The sequence below is a fragment of the Stenotrophomonas sp. yr243 genome (assembly GCF_900184195.1).
Lineage (GTDB): Bacteria > Pseudomonadota > Gammaproteobacteria > Xanthomonadales > Xanthomonadaceae > Stenotrophomonas > Stenotrophomonas lactitubi.
On record NZ_FXWT01000003.1, the window covers coordinates 475,395 to 492,427 of the forward strand.

A 17,033-nucleotide genomic window follows, 5' to 3' on the forward strand; every position below is an offset into this window, starting at 1 on the left:
GCTTGCGTGCAACTTCAGTATGGGCCGACGTCGATGAAAACGACGTCAGCCATCAAGCGTCAACAGATCAACCCTTGGCCTTCAACTTGGCCAGACGCAACCACGTATCGACCACGGTGTCCGGATTCAGCGACACCGACTCGATGCCTTCCTGCATCAACCACTCGGCCAGATCCGGATGATCGGACGGGCCCTGGCCGCAGATGCCGACGTACTTGCCCTTGGCACGTGCCGACTTGATCGCCATCGACAGCAGCTTCTTCACCGCCGGGTTACGTTCGTCGAACAGGTGCGCGACGATCGACGAGTCGCGATCCAGGCCCAGGGTCAGCTGGGTCAGGTCGTTGGAGCCGATCGAGAAGCCGTCGAAGATTTCCAGGAACTCATCGGCGAGCAGTGCGTTGGACGGCACTTCGCACATCATGATGATCTTCAGGCCGTTCTCGCCCTGCTTCAGACCATTCTGTTCGAGCACCTCGACGACCTTGCGGCCTTCTTCCAGGGTGCGCACGAACGGGATCATGACCCACAGGTTGTCCAGGCCCATCTCGTTGCGCACGCGCAGCACGGCTTTGCACTCCAGCGCGAAGGCGGCCGAGAAGCTCGGATCGACGTAACGGCTGGCGCCGCGGAAGCCGATCATCGGGTTCTCTTCGTGCGGCTCGTAGCCGCTGCCGCCGATCAGGTTGGCGTATTCGTTGGACTTGAAGTCCGACAGGCGCACGATCACCGGATTCGGTGCGACCGAAGCAGTCAGGGTGGCGATGCCTTCGGCCAGGCGGTCCACGTAGAAGCCGACCGGGTCGGAATAACCGGCGATCTTCTCGTCGATCTTCTTCTTGGTCGCGGCGTCCTGGCGGTCGTATTCCAGCAGCGCGTTGGGGTGGATGCCGATGTGGCTGGCGATGATCATTTCCAGGCGTGCCAGGCCGATGCCGGCGTTCGGCAGCTGGCCGAAGTCGAAGGCACGTTCCGGGTTGGCCACGTTCATCATGATCTTCAACGGTGCCGGCGGCATGTTGCCCAGATCAGTGGTGGTGCGCTCGAAACCGAGCTTGCCTTCGTAGATGAAGCCGGTATCGCCTTCAGCGCAGCTGACGGTGACCAGCTGGCCATCTTCGATGACCTTGGTCGCGTTGCCCGAACCGACCACGGCCGGCACGCCCAGCTCGCGGGCGATGATCGCTGCGTGGCAGGTACGGCCACCGCGGTTGGTGACGATCGCCGACGCGCGCTTCATCACCGGCTCCCAATCGGGATCGGTCATGTCGGCGATCAGCACGTCGCCCGGCTGCACGCGGTTCATGTCTTCCAGCGTCTTGACCACACGGGCCACGCCAGCACCGATCTTGGCGCCGACGGCGCGGCCTTCGGCGAGAACGTTGCCGCCCTTTTCGGTCAGCGCGAAACGCTCGATCTGGGTGGCGTGGCTGCGCGACTTCACGGTTTCCGGGCGCGCCTGCACGATGAACAGCTTGCCGCTGACGCCGTCCTTGGCCCACTCGATATCCATCGGGCGGCCGTAGTGCTTTTCGATGGTCAGCGCCTGGCGGGACAGCTCGGCCACGTCTTCATCGTTGATCGAGAAGGTGGTGCGCAGTTCGGCCGGGGTGTCCTCGATCCTGACGCGCTCGCCGGGGACATCCGAATACACCATGCGGATCGCCTTGCTGCCGAGCGAACGGCGCAGGATCGCCGGCTTGCCGGCCTGCAGGGTGGGCTTGTAGACGTAGAACTCGTCGGGGTTGACCGCGCCCTGCACGACCATCTCGCCCAGGCCGAACGAAGAGGTGACAAACACCACGTCGCGGAAGCCGGACTCGGTGTCCAGGGTGAACAGCACGCCGGACGAACCTACGCCCGAACGCACCATCAGCTGCACGCCGGCGGACAGGAACACGTCCTCGTGCTTGAAACCATGGTGCACGCGGTAGGCGATGGCACGGTCGTTGTACAGCGAGGCGAACACTTCCTTGACCTTGTGCACGACATCGTCGGCACCGGTGACGTTTAGGAAGGTTTCCTGCTGACCGGCGAAGGAAGCGTCAGGCAGATCTTCGGCGGTGGCCGAAGAACGCACGGCTACGGCCACGTCGCCGCCGCCGTTGTCGGCGCTCAGCTTGGCGTAGGCGCTGCGGATGTCCTGGTCCAGCTGCGGCTGCAGCGGCGCGTCGATCACCCAACTACGGATCTCCTTGCCGGCCGCGGTCAGCGCGGTGACGTCCTCGACGTCCAGCGTTGCCAGCTTGTCGAAGATGCGCTTGGACAGGTCGTTGTGCGCGATGAAGTCCTTGAAGGCTTCAGACGTGGTCGCATAACCTCCAGGAACGGAGACGCCCAGACCGGCCAGGTTGCCGATCATCTCGCCCAGCGAGGAATTCTTGCCGCCTACGCGGGCCAGGTCGGCCAGACGCAGTTCGTGCAACCACAGGATGTTCTCGTTCAAGCGCGATGCTCCGTTTGGCCATCGCCCGAGGCGGGCTTGGATGGCCGCGTCCGTAGGAAGAAGCCGATATGATGCCGGGCAGACCACCGTCGGCACAAGCTTGTGTTGGCGGCCCTTTTAGGCTTCGTAGGGGGTAAATGCGCGCATGTCGACCATCCGTCCGGTGTTCTACGTTTCCGATGGAACCGGTATCACCGCTGAAACCATTGGGCATAGCCTGCTGACCCAGTTCTCCGGGTTCAGCTTCATTACCGACCGGATGTCATTTGTCGATGACCCCGAAAAAGCCCGGGAAGCCTGTGCCCGGATCCAGGCGGCGGGGGAGCGGTACCAGGTCCGGCCGATCGTGGTGAACTCCTGCGTGGACCAGAGCCTGAGCGTGATCCTGTCCGAAAGCGGGGCGCTGATGCTGGATGTGTTCGCCCCGTTCATCGAGCCGCTGGAGCGCGAACTGTCCAGTTCCCGGCTGAACCGGGTCGGCCAGGCCCACGGCATGGTCGACTTCGACACCTACCACCGGCGCATCAACGCGATGAACTTCGCGCTGACCCATGACGATGGCATCGCGGTGAATTATGACGACGCCGACGTGATCCTGGTGGCGGTGTCGCGGGCGGGCAAGACGCCCACCTGCATCTACCTGGCCCTGCATTACGGGGTGCGCGCGGCCAACTACCCCTTGACCGACGAGGATCTGGAGAGCGACCGCCTGCCGCCACGGCTGCGCAACTACCGGCGCAAGCTGTTCGGCCTGACCATCGACCCGGATCGCCTGCAGCAGATCCGCCAGGAGCGCCGGCCCAATTCGCGCTACGCCAACCTGGACACCTGCAAACGCGAGGTCGCTGCGGCGGAGGTCATGTTCCAGATGGAACGCATCCCGACCCTCAGCACCACCCATACCTCGATCGAAGAGATCTCCAGCAAGGTGCTGGGTACGCTGGGATTGCAGCGCGAGCTGTATTGATCTTTTCCCTCGCGCCGCGCTGCCGGCCAGCGGCCGGCACTACCAATGGGCGCTTCAACTGCGCCCTGTAGAGCCGAGCCCACGCTCGGCTGGGCCACCGGGTTCTGGCCGAAGAGCAGCCGAGCATGGAGTCGGCTCTACAGGGGTGATCGCCGTTGGCGGCTTGGCTGCGGGTTGAACCGTCCCCACGTTGAAGCACCAACGTGTAGGATCAACCCATGGCCCGAGCATTGCCCCGTACCGAGCGCATTCCCCGCCTGAGCCGGCTGAGCTGGCTCATGGGGCTGTACGCAGAAAACTACCGCCATCTGGTGCGCCTGTTCGCTCCGGCTGAACTGGTGGCGGGAAGCTACGTCTCTTCGGTAGGTGATGGCCTGGACGTGCGTCTGGATGTGATCGAGTGCCACCGCTACACGGTGGAACTGCGCCTGACCTACGACCTGGCCGACCCGGTGACCGGTGAACCGGACCCATCAGCCTTCGTCCGCCTGTACCGGGACGCGCGCCAGGCCGAGACCACCCACTGCTACGTCGGCCGCCGCTGGCAGGACACGATGGGCCTGTACCCGCCGCCGGCCGAGCTGATCAGCCATCGCATGCGGATGAACACCTTCCTCGGCAAATGGCTGGAATACCTGGCCGAACGCGGCCATGGCGTGGCCACCCTGCGCCGTGACCCTGACGGCAACGCCGTGGGTGGGGGCGACCGTCGCCTGTCGCTGGTGCGTTGATCGGCCATAATCCACGGCTGACCCGCCGCCGGACCCGCACATGCCGTATACCCCGATCGTCGCCACTCTGGGCTATGTGCTCTCGCCCGATCGTCGCCAGGTGCTGATGATCCATCGCAATACCCGTCCGGGCGACCACCACCTTGGCAAGTACAACGGCCTGGGCGGCAAGGTCGAACCGACCGAGGACGTGGCCGCCGGCATGCGCCGTGAAATCGCCGAGGAAGCCGGCATCGACTGCACGGCCATGCGCTTGCGCGGCACCATCAGCTGGCCGGGTTTCGGCAAGCATGGTGAGGACTGGTTCGGTTTCGTGTTCGTCATCGACAGCTTCGAGGGTGCCCCACACGGCGGCAACCACGAAGGCACCCTGGAGTGGGTGGACGTGGACAAGCTGGACACGATGCCCATGTGGGAGGGCGACCGCAACTTCCTGCCGCTGGTGTTCGATGCCGATCCGCGCCCGTTCCACGGTGTGATGCCTTACCGGGATGGACGCATGCAGAGCTGGTCCTTCAGCCGTCTTTGACCTGGCCGGCACTACCTCCCCCGGTAGCGCGCTGGGCCATGCCCGGCCGGCACTACCGGCAGCGCGCCAGCAGCAGGTGGAAGTGCTTTTCCCGCTGCTGGCCGTCATTGCCGGCTGTGCATTCGCGATGCGAGCGCCATGCCGTGACGCTGAAGCCGGACACCCGCAGCGCCAGCTCCACGGCATCCAGCTCATGCAGTTCGAAGTCGGCGGCGAAGGGCAGGCTGCGCATGAATCCAGCATCGCCGAAGGCCAGGCATAGCCGTCCGCCGCGATGCAGCACCCGCGCCAGTTCATCCAGCACGGGCGCCAGGTTCGGCCAGCAGTACAGGGTGTTGACCGCCAGCGCAGCATCGACGCAGTCATCCGCCAAGGGCAGGGCATGGGCATCGCCCTCGCGCAGCGCGGCACGCCCGGCAAGGCCGCTGGCGGCAAGATGCTGGCTGCCGGCGTCGACCATGACGCTGGACAGCTCTACGCCCACGTAGCGACTGCCGCTGGCCTGCAGCAGCAGCGGCGCGAAGGCGGCGTTGCCTGGGCCGATCTCCAGCACCTGCTCTCCGGGAGCGACGGCCAGCAACGCGATTGCTGCCTGGTTGAGGGCGCCGTTGCTGCGGTTCATCGATTCGCCCACGGCCAGCGCGGCCTCGCCATGGGGCTGCCGCAACTGCGCGGCCAGGGTGCGTGCATCCAGCATCAACATCGTCCGTCGGTAAGAGGTCGGACGTGGCGGCGGCGGGTCCGCCGCAGACCATAGCGCCAGCGGATCGGCTTGGGAAGTAGGGAAACCCCGGCGCGAGGTGATGAGGAAATGTCCAACGTCGCAGTCGGTGAGAGCCAGTTGTCCACAGGGGGTGTGGATTACGCGTGGGCAACTTTGTGGATAAGCACTGGCAGGCGCCACCCCCCTAGGCTGTCAAGATGGGTGGCGAAAAATTCACCGCCGGTGAGGATCGGTGAGTGACGGGTGAAGGGCGGGGGCAGTCCACGCTGTTGCCGGTGGCGGCGCTCGCGGTACCCTGTGGGCCTTGATGCCCCGTGAGACTTCATGAAACGTCACTTCTCGATGCTGCGCGAGTTCCATCTGGCGGACTGGTTCACCCTCGCCAACGCTTTCTGCGGCACCGGCGCGGTGTTTGCCGCAATGCGTTTCCTGCAGGATGGCGAGCGCGGCTATCTGCTGTTCGGCATGGCGCTGATCCCGCTGGCTTTCATTTTCGATGCACTGGACGGCCGTATCGCGCGCTGGCGCAAGTCCAGTTCGACGCTGGGCCGCGAGCTCGACTCACTGTCGGACGTGATTTCCTTTGGTGTCGCACCCGCAGCGCTGGCCTATGCCTGTGGCATGCAGGGCGGCTGGGACTGGCTGGTGCTGAGCTACTTCGTCTGCTGCGGCGTCAGCCGCCTGGCCCGTTACAACGTGACCGCCGAGGCGATGAGCGGTGACGAAGGCAAGGTGAAGTACTTCGAGGGAACACCGATCCCCACAAGCCTGGCGCTGGTGATCGTGCTGGCGATCGCCGCCGGCACCGATGCCATCGGCCACGACCTGTGGATGGGCCAGTGGCAGATCGGCCCCTGGCAGCTGCATCCGTTGGTGCTGCTGTTCGCGCTGTCCGGGTCGCTGATGATCAGCAAGACCCTGCGCATTCCCAAGCCATGATCCAGCCCTGCGGAGGAGCGCGATGACCAGCTCGGCCAACGACGCCGGCAGCAGCGATTTCGAGAACCTGGCCCGGCAGTACTTCGGTGCCTGGGGCGATGCCCTGCGCCACGCGACTGTGCAGGGGGCCCCCGCTGGCGACGACCCGGGCAGCTGGAAGCACCTGTTCGACTGGTGGGGGCAACTGCTGCCCGAGACCGGTGCGGCCGCACCGGAAGAGGCGGTGCGGCGGTTCCGTGAACAGGCTGGCAGCTGGTACGGCACCATGCAGGAAGTGGCTGCACGCTTTGCCGGCCGCGATGCCAGCAGTGCCGAGGTTGCCCAGGCCTGGCGTGAAGCGGTGAAGGGTCAGGGCGACGGCATGCTGCAGTGGATGCTGCAGGGCGCCCGTGGCAGCACCCATGCCGGCGCTGCTCCGCCCGAGTTCATGGCGTGGTTCCAGCAGTTGCAGACGCTGGCCGGTCCTTGGCTGCAGAGCCCGGCGTTCGGGCCCGGCCGCGAGCACCAGGCGCGGTGGCAGGCCCTGCTGCGCGCGCAGGAGGAGTACCAGCATCACTCGCAGGCCTATGTCGAGCAGATCAAGCAGGCGCTGGAAGAGGCATTCGACCTGTTCGAACAGCGCCTGGCCGAGCATGAGCAGCCCGGCAGCCAGCTGACCAGCGCACGAGCGATGTTCGATCTGTGGATCGAAGTGGCCGAGGAGGCCTACGCCAAGGTCGCCATGTCTGCTCCGTTCCAGCAGATCTACGCGGCGCTGGGCAATGCGCAGATGCGCCTGCGCGCGGGGCTGCAACGCGAGGTGGAACAGATGAGTGAACGCATCGGCCTGCCGACCCGCACCGAGATGGATGCCGCCCACCGTCGCATCGCCGAGCTCGAGCGCAATCTGCGCCGGCTGCAGGCACAGGTGGCGGTGCTTGCCGGTACCGATGCGGTTGATCCGGTGGCCCAGCCGGCGCCTGCGAGGGTGAAGCCCGTCGCGCGCAAGCCTGCCGCGAAGAAGGCACCAGCGAAGAAGGCTGCCGCGAAGAAAGTGCCAGCGAAGAAGGCCACCTCCCGCACCACCACGCGGAAGTCGTAGGCCATGAAAGGACCGCTGGGCTTCAATGCCGATGACCTGATGCAGGAGACCCTGGCCATGCAGCGCAAGCTGATGGAAGGGTTGAAGCTGTTGCCGCAGGTGGAGGATGTCGACTATGGCGCCACCGCCCGCGAGGAAGTCTGGCGCGATGGCAAGGTGGTGCTGTATCGCTTCGTCGGCGAGAACGCACCGGTCCGGCGCACGCCGCTGCTGATCGTGTACGCGCTGGTCAACCGCCCATACATGGTGGACCTGCAGGCCGATCGCTCACTGGTGCAGAAGCTGCTGGCGCTGGGCCAGGACGTGTACGTGCTGGACTGGGGCTATCCGGATCGTTCCGAGCGCTACCAGACGCTTGAGGATTACCTGCTGCGCTACATCGATGGCGCGGTGGATGCGCTGCGCGCACGCAGTGGAGGCCCGGTCGACATGCTGGGCATCTGCCAGGGCGGCGTGTTCGCACTGTGCTACGCCGCGTTGCGCAGGCAGAAGCTGGGCAATCTGATCACCATGGTCACCCCGGTCGATTTCCAGACCGCCGACAACATGCTGTCGCACTGGGCGCAGCAGGTGGACGTGGATCTGCTGGTGGACACGCTGGGCAACATCCCGGCCGATCTGATGAATGCCAGCTACCTGATGCTCAAGCCGTTCCGCCTGAACGTGCAGAAGTACGTGGGCCTGCTCGACATCCTCGATGACAAGGCCGCGCTGGAAGATTTCCTGCGTATGGAAAAGTGGATCTTCGATTCGCCCGATCTGGCGGGCGAGGCCTTCCGCGAGTTCATCAAGCAGTTCTACCAGGGCAACGCACTGGTCAACGGCACCGTGCATATCGGTGAGGAGGCGGTGGACCTGGCCAAGGTGACCCTGCCCGTGCTCAACATCTACGCCGAACAGGATCACCTGGTGCCACCGGATGCATCGCGTGCGATGCGTGGCCGGCTGGGCACGCAGGACTACACCGAGTCCAGTTTCCGCGGTGGGCATATCGGCATCTACGTCTCCGGCCGCGCGCAGCGCGAAGTGCCGGCGACCATCGACAACTGGCTGAAGGAACGCACGCCATGAAGTATCTCCCCTTGCTCGCGCTTGCGCTGGCCCTCGCACCGGGCATTGCCGGCGCCGCGCCCAGCGCCGATGCGCGCCGCGAGATCACACAGTTGATCGGCAGCCTGGATGGTTCCCAGTGCCAGTTCCAGCGCAATGGCAGCTGGTACGGTCCCGCCGATGCGCGCGCCCACCTGCAGCGCAAGTACGACTACCTGCTGAAGAAGGACATGGTCGACAGCGCCGAGCAGTTCATCGAGCGTGCGGCCAGCCAGAGCAGCATGAGTGGCAAGGCGTACCGGATCCGCTGCCCCGGCCAGCCCGAACAGACCTCGGCGGCGTGGTTCGGCGCGCGCCTGCAGGCATTGCGCCAACGCACGCCGTAGACACGGCAGGCGCTACAGTGGCCGCAGCCAGTCAGCCGGGAGACCTCGCCATGAACGCTGTGCCGCGCACCCTGTCGCGCTCGCTGAACGACCGCATGATCGCCGGGGTGATGGGCGGCATCGCCCATCGTTTCGGCTGGAACCCGACCCTGGTACGGGTGCTGTACGTGGTGATCTCGCTGGCGTCGGCCGCCTTCCCGGGCATCCTGATCTACCTGCTGCTGTGGCTGCTGATCCCCAACGAGGCCGATTGAACGCCGCGTCCCGGCCCTGGCCGATCTGGCTGCGCGCGCTGCAGGTACTGGGCGCGCTGTGGACCGTTCCCAATACCCTGATCGGCCTGCTTGGCGGTCTGGCCGGGTTGCTGGGTGGTGCGAAGATGCGCTGGAGCGGTCGAGATTGCGCGGTGGTTTTCGACCATTGGCCGTGGGGCCCGGGCGGAGCGATCACCCTCGGCAACGTGATCCTGCACACCGGCCACGACCTGGGCATGTGCTGCCGTACCTACGCGCATCAAGCCGGGTGGGGCGTGGAGCCGTTGATCCGGCTGGATGACCATGAGCGCGCGCACGTGTACCAGTACCTGGTGCTGGGGCCGCTGTACCTGCCGGTGTATCTGCTGTGTGGCGGCGTCAGCGCGCGCAATCCGTTCGAGCGTGCGGCTGATCATTACGCGCGGTTCGGGCAGGGCTGGTGGCCGTAGTTTCCTGCCAACGGCGCAGCCCCTCGTGGGTGGGCGCATAGAGCGATTCATGTGATTGGGCCGGGCGGGGTGGGTTCGCGGGACACGCCGTAAACCCATCCCTGGGGGCTCGATGGCGCCATCCATGGCGCCAACGGTCCCGCGAACCCACCCCGCCCGGCCCCTGACAGTTTCCGGGTGCGTCCACCCACGGAAAAGAAAAAGAACAGCAGAAGCGGGTTGCGCGCTGCGCTTGCTCGTGTAGAGCCGAGCCTGCGCTCGGCTTCGCGGACTGGCTTGAACGCAGCCGAGCGTGGGCTCGGCTCTACAAGAAACGGCCGGCCAGGCCGCTTTTGCTTTTGATCTTCTTTTTCTTCTGCGTGGGTGGACGCGCACGGAAATTGTCAGGGGTCGGGTGAGATGGGGTCGCGGGACCGTTGGCGCCATGGATGGCGCCATCGAGCCCCCAAGGACGGGTTTACGGCGTGTCCCTCGACCCCATCCCGCCCGGTCCAATCACATGAATCGCTCTACCCGACCACCCACGAGGGGCTGCGCCGTTGGCTGGGAACCCCTCCATTCGTTAGCCGGAAGTTAAAGGTCCGTAAGCATTCTGCTGCTATCCCGCAGTCATCTGCATGCAACCGATCGTCATTAGTCTTCGTGACGTTCCAGTCAGCTTGGTCGCGGTAAGCTCTACCCCGATGGGCTCGCAAGTACCGCTCATCGTGTGCAGTACGCAGTAGCAATTTGGAGGAAGACATCACATGGCAATCGTTCTTTATGTCGGTGGTAGCAAGGATGGCGAGAAGGGCGTGGTGCCCTACGGCTTCAGCAAATCCCGCGCCGATACCGCGCTGGGGCCGGAGTTTTACACGGAGCGGTTCATGGAACTGCAGGGTGTCGGCAAGGTCCGCCTGATGGCGCTTGAGAGCCTGCGTGACGACATCGTCATGCAGCGTGCCGCCCGCCACTACCGCTGACCTTCGCAATACGCGGCAGGACGCGCCCCACCATCGCGCGTCCGCGCCGGCATCCCAGCCCCGGGGCCAGTCCGAGCCCCACTTGCCAGGATGCCGGCGTCCGATCCGGACCCGCCGCCTGAACCGCCGTTCTGTCAACGCCTTGTCCCTGCCGCCCGCGCATTGCAAGAATGGGCCTTTCCCGCAATGCGGCCCAGGCCGGAAACAATGCACGACGCCAAGCACGCCCAGCGCCAGCTCGCCCAGCAGATCGCCCAGACCATCGCCGATGAGATCGGTGCCCAGACCGCCCAGGTCAGCGCCGCCGTCGGCCTGCTCGATGAAGGCGCCAGCGTTCCGTTCATCGCCCGCTACCGCAAGGAAGTCACCGGCGGCCTGGACGACACCCAGCTGCGCAACCTGGAAACCCGCCTGACCTACCTGCGCGAGCTGGAAGACCGCCGTGCGGCGGTGCTGGCCAGCATCGGCGAACAGGGCAAGCTCAGCGATGAGCTGCGCAACGAGATCCTCGCTGCCGACACCAAGAGCCGGCTGGAAGACCTGTACCTGCCGTACAAGCCCAAGCGCCGCACACGCGCGCAGATCGCCCGCGAAGCCGGACTGGAACCGTTGGCCGACGGCCTGTTGGGCGATCCGACGCGGGACCCGCAGGTCTTTGCTGCCACGTTCGTGGATGCCGACAAGGGCGTGGCCGATACCAAGGCCGCGCTGGAAGGTGCCCGCGCGATCCTGATGGAGCGCTGGGGCGAGGACGCCACGCTGGTGGGTGAACTGCGCAGCTGGTTGAGCGAGCAGGGCGTGATCCGTGCCCGCGTTGCCGAGGGCAAGGAAACCGAGGGTGCCAAGTACCGCGATTATTTCGAACACGCCGAGTCGCTGGCGAAGATCCCCTCGCACCGGTTGCTGGCGCTGTTCCGTGCGCGCCGCGAGGAGATCCTGTTCCTGGAACTGGACCCGGGCAAGGATGCCGAGGCGGGACATCAGTACGCTGAAGGGCGCGTGGCGCACAACGCCGGCATTCGCGAGGCGGGGCGCCCCGGTGATCGCTGGCTGCTCGATGCCTGCCGCCTGACCTGGCGGGCCAAGCTGCACATGCACCTGCTGCTGGACCTGTTCAACCAGGCCCGCGAGAAGGCCGAGGCCGAAGCCATCGCGGTGTTCGGCGACAACCTCAAGGATCTGCTGCTGGCCGCGCCGGCTGGCCCGAAAAGCGTGCTGGGCCTGGACCCGGGCATCCGCACCGGCTGCAAGATCGCCGTGGTTGACGCCACCGGCAAGCTGGTCGCCACCGACACCATCTACCCGCACGAACCCCGCCGGCAGTGGGAGCAGTCGCTGCAGACGATCAAGCAGCTGTGCACCAGGCACAACGTACAGCTGATCGCGATCGGCAACGGCACCGCCAGCCGCGAGACCGACAAGCTGGCCGGTGAAGCCATCAAGGCGCTGGGTGACAACGCACCGCAGAAAATCGTGGTCAGCGAAGCCGGGGCTTCGGTGTACTCGGCGTCGGAAACGGCTGCCAAGGAGTTCCCGGACCTGGACGTGTCGATCCGTGGCGCGGTATCGATCGCGCGCCGCCTGCAGGACCCGCTGGCCGAGCTGGTGAAGATCGAGCCGAAGGCGATCGGTGTCGGGCAGTACCAGCACGACGTGGATCAGTACCGCCTGGCGCGCGCGCTGGATGCGCGGGTGGAGGACTGCGTTAACGCTGTCGGCGTGTACGTCAACACGGCGTCGGCTGCATTGTTGTCGCGCGTGTCGGGCCTGTCGTCGACGGTGGCCGAGAACATCGTGCGCCACCGCGATGACAATGGTCCGTTCAAGCGTCGCAAGGATCTGTTGAAGGTGTCGCGGTTGGGCGAGAAGACGTTCGAGCAATGTGCGGGCTTCCTGCGCATCGCCGATGGTGATCAGCCGCTGGATGCATCGTCGGTGCACCCGGAAGCCTACCCGGTGGTCGAGCGCATCGTGGCCAGCACCGCGCGCCCGATCAAGGCGCTGATCGGCGACGGCAGTTTCCTGCGCGGGTTGAAGGCCGAGCAGTTCACCGACGAAACGTTCGGTGTGCCGACCGTGCGCGACATCCTCAAGGAACTGGAAAAGCCCGGCCGTGATCCGCGCCCGGAGTTCAAGGCGGCTCGTTTTGCGGATGGTGTCGAGGACATCAAGGACCTGCGCGAGGGCATGGTGCTGGAGGGTGTGGTCAGCAACGTGGCCGCGTTCGGTGCGTTCGTCGATATCGGCGTGCACCAGGACGGCCTGATCCACATCTCGGCGCTGTCCGATACCTACGTGAAAGATCCGCGCGATGTGGTCAAGGCCGGTGACATCGTCAAGGTGAAGGTGCTGGAGGTGGATGTGCCACGCAAGCGTATCGCCTTGACCCGGCGTCTGGACGATACGCCCGGCCAGGCCACCAGCCGCCCGGGCAGCCGTGACGAACGCAGCCAAGGGCAGGCGCCACGTCGCGACGCCGGCAACCCGGGGCAGGGGCGTGGTGGCCAGGGGCGCAACCCGGGCACCGGCGGACGCCCGGCACCGGCTGCGCCGCCAGCCAACAATGCCCTGGCCGAGGCGTTCGCCAGAGCCAAGCGCAGCTGAGTCTGCCGTCCCCCTCCCGGCGCGGCCGGGTGGGGGACTTGTCGATGTTCCCCGGCAATGCGCACACTTGCGCTGGAAGGGGGGCTTGGGGCCCCGCTGTCGCTGGGGAGGCCATGCCGTCAGCACCATCCGCCTTGTTCCGTGACCGCTGTGGCGCCTCGCCACGGCCTGCGGGCAGCTGCGTCTGCAGGGGAGGCGGCTGATGGCCGATCAGGGCAACAGCGGCAACGCACTGCTGGAGCGCCGGCTGCAGGAACTGGCCGAAGAGCGCCGTCGCCTGGCGATGATCATCGAGGGCACCGCGGCCGGCACCTGGGAATGGAACGTCCAGAGCGGACAGATGCGGGTCAACGAACGCTGGGCCGAGATCGTCGGCTACCGGTTGGACGAGCTGGAGCCGATCTGCCAGAAGACGTTCATCGCGCTGGTCCATCCGGATGATCTGGCGCTGTCCGATGCGGCTCTGCAGGACCACTTCGATGGCCGCACCGACCACTATGTCTGCCTGTTGCGGATGCGCCACAGGAATGGTGAATGGATCTGGATCCACGACCGCGGACGGGTGTTCGAGTGGGACGGACAGGGCAGGCCGCTGTGGATGGCCGGTGCCCATGCCGACGTCACTGAACTGCAGCGGGCGCGCCAGGATGCGGCCGAAATGCGGCAGCGACTGCAGGCAGTAGTGGATGCATCCGACGAAGTGGCGGTGATCGCCACCGACACCGACGGCACAATCACCCTGTTCAACACGGGTGCGCAGCGGCTGCTCGGCTACACCGCTGCCGAAGTAGTGGGTGGGCGCCGGCTGGACGCCTTCCACGACCCGGTTGAACTGCAGGCGTGGCTGCGCCCGCAGGCGACCGCTGACGGACAGGTTCCCGGCGTGTTCGAGGCACTCAGTGCGCGCGCCGACGGCCAGACGTATTCGCGGCAGTGGACGTTGCTGCGCAAGGATGGCCAGCGTCGCCAGGTGCGCCTGTCGATCAGCGGCATGGATGGCGCCGATGGTGAGCGCATCGGCTATGTCGGCATGGCCATCGACATTACTGAAATCCTGCAGGCCCGCGCCGAGGCACGACTTGCCGCGGACAAGTTCGCCGGTGCGTTCACCTCGGCGGCACTGGGCATGGCGCTGGTGTCGCTGGAAGGACGCTGGCTGGATGTCAACGATGCGCTGTGCCGCATTCTTGGCTACCCGCGCGAGGAGCTGCTGCAGGTCGATTTCCAGCGGTTGACCCATCCGGCCGATCTGCAGACCGACCTGGCCCTGGTGCAGGATTTGCTGGCGGGGCGACGCACCCACTATCACCTTGAAAAGCGCTACGTGGGCCGTGATGGCAACATCATATGGGCGCGGCTGTCGGTATCGCTGGTACGCAATGAGCGCGGCGAACCGCTGCATTTCGTGTCGCAGATCCAGGATGTCAGCGCGCAGCGCAGCAGCGAGCAGCGCCTGTTCGAAAGCGAACAGCGCAGCCGCATCACCCTCGATGCCGTCGCCGACCTGGTGCTCAGTGTTGCCTTGGATGGCCGCATCGAATATGCAAACGCGGCTGCCGTGCGAATGCTTGCCGGCGATGGCGCACTGTCGCTGGCCGGGCATCTCGTGCAGGACGTGCTGTCGTTGACCACCGAATACGCACCGCAATCGCAGCTCGACGTCAGCGTACTGTTGGATCCGGAAAGCAATGCCGTGGACCTGCACGCCGATCTGCTGCTGCGGATGGGGGCGGCGACAGTACCCGTGGACCTCACCCGGGCCTGGTTGCGTGACGACGAAGGGCATGTGCGCGGCGCCGTGTGGGTGTTGCGCGATGATACGCAGCAGCGTGCACGCGAACGCGAGGCGAGACACCTGGCGGAGATGGACCCGCTGACCGAACTGGGTAACCGCCGCGGCTTCGAAGTGCACCTGCAGCAGGCGATCACCCGGGTCGAGCGGACGGGCCAGGCGGCTTCGCTGATGTATATCGACCTGGACCGGTTCAAGCCGGTCAACGATACCTTTGGACACCTGGCCGGTGACGCAGTGCTGTGGGCCGTGGCCAGCGTGTTGCGTCATGGTGTACGCGATTCGGATGTGGTGGCGCGCCTGGGCGGTGACGAATTCGCGGTGATCCTGTCCGGGTGCAGCCCGCGGCGCGCGGCGCGCATCGGCGGTGAACTGCTGCATACCCTGTCCAGCCTGTCCATTCCGTGGGACCAGCATCAGCTGCGGATCGGCGCCAGCATCGGCATCGCGCCGCTTGCTGCCGGCATGAGCGTGGACCAGGCCGTCGCGGCCGCCGATGCGCAGTGCTACCGGGCCAAGGCGATGGGCCGCAACAACGTGCAGGTGCAGGGCGAAACCAGTGAACTGCGCGGCGGCTCGCCGGCGGACGGCAGCGACCTCAGCGACGGCTGATCTCAGCCTGTGAGAGGGGCGCGGCGAATACTGCGCCAACGCCCCGCCTTCGCAGGAAAACCAAATGACGTGCTGGAACCTGAGTGCAGTCCGTGCCTATGCGCCGGCCGTTGTCGGCTGGTCCCTGGCTCTCTCCGGCTGGCTCCGGCTGGAGCAGCTGCGCAACGATCAGCAGGCCCGGATGCTGGTCCCCGTGGTGCAGTGGGGCGTGGCGGTGATGCTGCTGTTCACGCTGGGCTGCATCGTCGCTGCCAGCGTGACGATCTGGCGCGCCGGGCGTCGTGATGCGCAGCAACGCCGGTAGCGTAGCTGCTGCACTGATGAGGTGCCGGCCTCAGCGCAGCACTTCTTCCGCATCCACCAGCTGCACGTCGTGCATCATGTTGAGGTAGGCCTCGTAGTAGCCCTTGTGCGAGGCGCCAACGATGGCCAGCATGCGCGTTCCCGGCCGCTGGCCCAGCACTTCGCGGATGTTGGCGACCATGCGCAGGTTGCGGGTTTCCCAGTAGCCCACATAGTTGCGACCAAAGCCCTGGGCGGAGGGCTCGACCAGCGCGGCGCCGAAGTCCGCCTGGTAGGCCTGCAAGCCGACGCCGGGGCGGTTGTAGGCGCGGTACAGGTCCAGTACGCCACCGACCTTGCCGATGTTGGCATACAGCGGCTCGTCGGCGTCCAGCCGTGCGTTTGCGTGCGGGTTGTCCCAGGCCTTCATCATCGCTTCGCGTGCCGCCTTCTTGTCCTCGGGCGGGGTGGGCGAATCGGCAGTGTGGTCGTCCACTGCCCACAGGCGTTCCAGCCCCAGGCGGGCAGCGAGGACTGCCGCCACCAGGTTGGTTTCATTGCGGCGGGTCAGGCTCTTGTCGAGAATCCCGACCAGCGCAGCATCCAGGCCGTCGCCGGCGATCCGGTCCTGCACAGGCAGACGCAGCCATTGCACCTGCGCCGATCCGCGCTCGCCAGCGGCCAGGAACACCGCGGCCAGGTGCCGACGCTGCGCTGCTGTCGGGCTTGCCGGCCATGCCGACAGCAGGCGTCCCATCTCGGCGTTGGCGCTGGGCACGTCGAGGCCGGTGGCGACGCGGGCCTCATCGGTGTCGTAGCAGTAGGTTTCAACGCTTTCGGCATAGCGGCTGGGATTGCGACGCATGAAGTCGCACTGCAGGCCGGACAGGTTTTCGGTGGCAATCGCCTGCGGGCGCCAACGTGCCAGGCGCTGCAGCAAGGGCTCCAGCATGGCCGGCTCGAAGGTCTTTGGCAGTTCCGACAGATGTGCTGTCCCAAGCACCAGTACTTCGTTGTGGCGACCGGCAGGTGGTCCCTTCAGCTGGTCGGGATGGAAGCTGGGACGGAACCCCGCGTCGCTGGCCAATGCGCCGGCACTGCACAGGCTGAGGATGATGATGGCGTTCAAGCGTCGAAGCATGCTGCCTCCCAGGAAAAATCCAGTCAGTGGGCACATGCTCGCCGGCAGCGCGCCGGCAAGGGATGTCCCGATGGTCATTGCAAC

The 17,033-nt window shown here is 66.0% G+C and carries 16 protein-coding genes; 13 read left to right on the plus strand and 3 right to left on the minus strand.

Features of this window, described 5'->3' with window-relative positions:
- Window positions 1–67: 67 nt before the first annotated feature.
- Entirely contained in the window at window positions 68–2,446 is a 2,379-nt protein-coding gene (gene ppsA / locus QOL57_RS14975) for a phosphoenolpyruvate synthase (RefSeq protein ID WP_089236005.1), read from the minus strand.
- Between the two features lie 145 nt (window positions 2,447–2,591).
- Between ppsA and QOL57_RS14980 the strand changes: the two genes are divergently transcribed.
- The 3 genes from QOL57_RS14980 to QOL57_RS14990 all read left to right on the plus strand — a co-directional run bounded on the left by QOL57_RS14980 (window position 2,592) and on the right by QOL57_RS14990 (window position 4,673).
- Window positions 2,592–3,413: a pyruvate, water dikinase regulatory protein gene (locus QOL57_RS14980; RefSeq protein ID WP_089236004.1), complete on the plus strand. Its 822-nt coding sequence runs from the start codon at window positions 2,592–2,594 to the stop codon at window positions 3,411–3,413.
- A 218-nt stretch (window positions 3,414–3,631) separates the two neighbouring features.
- Window positions 3,632–4,144, plus strand: coding sequence for a DUF1249 domain-containing protein (locus QOL57_RS14985; protein ID WP_089236003.1), 513 nt, complete (start codon window positions 3,632–3,634; stop codon window positions 4,142–4,144).
- A gap of 40 nt (window positions 4,145–4,184) precedes the next feature.
- The gene (locus tag QOL57_RS14990) at window positions 4,185–4,673 is read left to right on the plus strand and encodes an 8-oxo-dGTP diphosphatase (RefSeq protein WP_089236002.1); all 489 of its coding nucleotides are present in this window, start codon (window positions 4,185–4,187) and stop codon (window positions 4,671–4,673) included.
- A 52-nt stretch (window positions 4,674–4,725) separates the two neighbouring features.
- Here the strand turns inward: QOL57_RS14990 and QOL57_RS14995 are convergent, their stop codons facing one another.
- Window positions 4,726–5,376: a class I SAM-dependent methyltransferase gene (locus QOL57_RS14995; protein WP_089236001.1), complete on the minus strand. Its 651-nt coding sequence runs from the start codon at window positions 5,374–5,376 to the stop codon at window positions 4,726–4,728.
- Between the two features lie 345 nt (window positions 5,377–5,721).
- On the opposite strand from QOL57_RS14995, the gene QOL57_RS15000 reads away from it, so the two are divergent.
- The 10 genes from QOL57_RS15000 to QOL57_RS15045 all read left to right on the plus strand — a co-directional run bounded on the left by QOL57_RS15000 (window position 5,722) and on the right by QOL57_RS15045 (window position 15,830).
- Window positions 5,722–6,336 carry a phosphatidylcholine/phosphatidylserine synthase gene (locus QOL57_RS15000; protein WP_089236000.1) on the plus strand — a complete coding sequence of 205 codons (615 nt, stop codon included), beginning with the start codon at window positions 5,722–5,724 and terminating at the stop codon, window positions 6,334–6,336.
- A gap of 22 nt (window positions 6,337–6,358) precedes the next feature.
- Entirely contained in the window at window positions 6,359–7,417 is a 1,059-nt protein-coding gene (phaE, locus tag QOL57_RS15005; RefSeq protein ID WP_089235999.1) for a class III poly(R)-hydroxyalkanoic acid synthase subunit PhaE, read from the plus strand.
- Window positions 7,418–7,420: 3 nt separating this feature from the next.
- Window positions 7,421–8,488, plus strand: a complete 1,068-nt coding sequence (locus QOL57_RS15010; protein ID WP_089235998.1) for a class III poly(R)-hydroxyalkanoic acid synthase subunit PhaC — start codon at window positions 7,421–7,423, stop codon at window positions 8,486–8,488.
- Window positions 8,485–8,853: a YfeK family protein gene (locus tag QOL57_RS15015; RefSeq protein WP_089235997.1), complete on the plus strand. Its 369-nt coding sequence runs from the start codon at window positions 8,485–8,487 to the stop codon at window positions 8,851–8,853. The genes QOL57_RS15010 and QOL57_RS15015 overlap by 4 nt, the downstream gene beginning before the upstream one ends.
- 50 nt (window positions 8,854–8,903) lie before the next feature.
- A complete protein-coding gene (locus QOL57_RS15020) occupies window positions 8,904–9,107 on the plus strand; it encodes a PspC domain-containing protein (protein ID WP_089235996.1) in 204 nt (67 codons plus the stop codon).
- Window positions 9,104–9,556 (plus strand): hypothetical protein, encoded by a 453-nt coding sequence (locus QOL57_RS15025; protein ID WP_089235995.1) that lies wholly within the window; start codon window positions 9,104–9,106, stop codon window positions 9,554–9,556. The genes QOL57_RS15020 and QOL57_RS15025 overlap by 4 nt, the downstream gene beginning before the upstream one ends.
- A 746-nt stretch (window positions 9,557–10,302) precedes the next feature.
- Window positions 10,303–10,518, plus strand: coding sequence for a hypothetical protein (locus QOL57_RS15030; protein WP_025879252.1), 216 nt, complete (start codon window positions 10,303–10,305; stop codon window positions 10,516–10,518).
- Window positions 10,519–10,725: 207 nt separating this feature from the next.
- Window positions 10,726–13,122 (plus strand): Tex family protein, encoded by a 2,397-nt coding sequence (locus QOL57_RS15035; protein WP_089235994.1) that lies wholly within the window; start codon window positions 10,726–10,728, stop codon window positions 13,120–13,122.
- A gap of 202 nt (window positions 13,123–13,324) precedes the next feature.
- Window positions 13,325–15,526 (plus strand): PAS domain S-box protein, encoded by a 2,202-nt coding sequence (locus QOL57_RS15040; RefSeq protein ID WP_089235993.1) that lies wholly within the window; start codon window positions 13,325–13,327, stop codon window positions 15,524–15,526.
- A gap of 64 nt (window positions 15,527–15,590) precedes the next feature.
- Window positions 15,591–15,830 carry a hypothetical protein gene (locus QOL57_RS15045; RefSeq protein ID WP_089235992.1) on the plus strand — a complete coding sequence of 80 codons (240 nt, stop codon included), beginning with the start codon at window positions 15,591–15,593 and terminating at the stop codon, window positions 15,828–15,830.
- A 30-nt stretch (window positions 15,831–15,860) separates the two neighbouring features.
- On the opposite strand, the gene QOL57_RS15050 is transcribed toward QOL57_RS15045, so the two are convergent.
- Window positions 15,861–16,949, minus strand: a complete 1,089-nt coding sequence (locus tag QOL57_RS15050; protein ID WP_089235991.1) for a DUF5694 domain-containing protein — start codon at window positions 16,947–16,949, stop codon at window positions 15,861–15,863.
- Window positions 16,950–17,033: the final 84 nt, after the last annotated feature.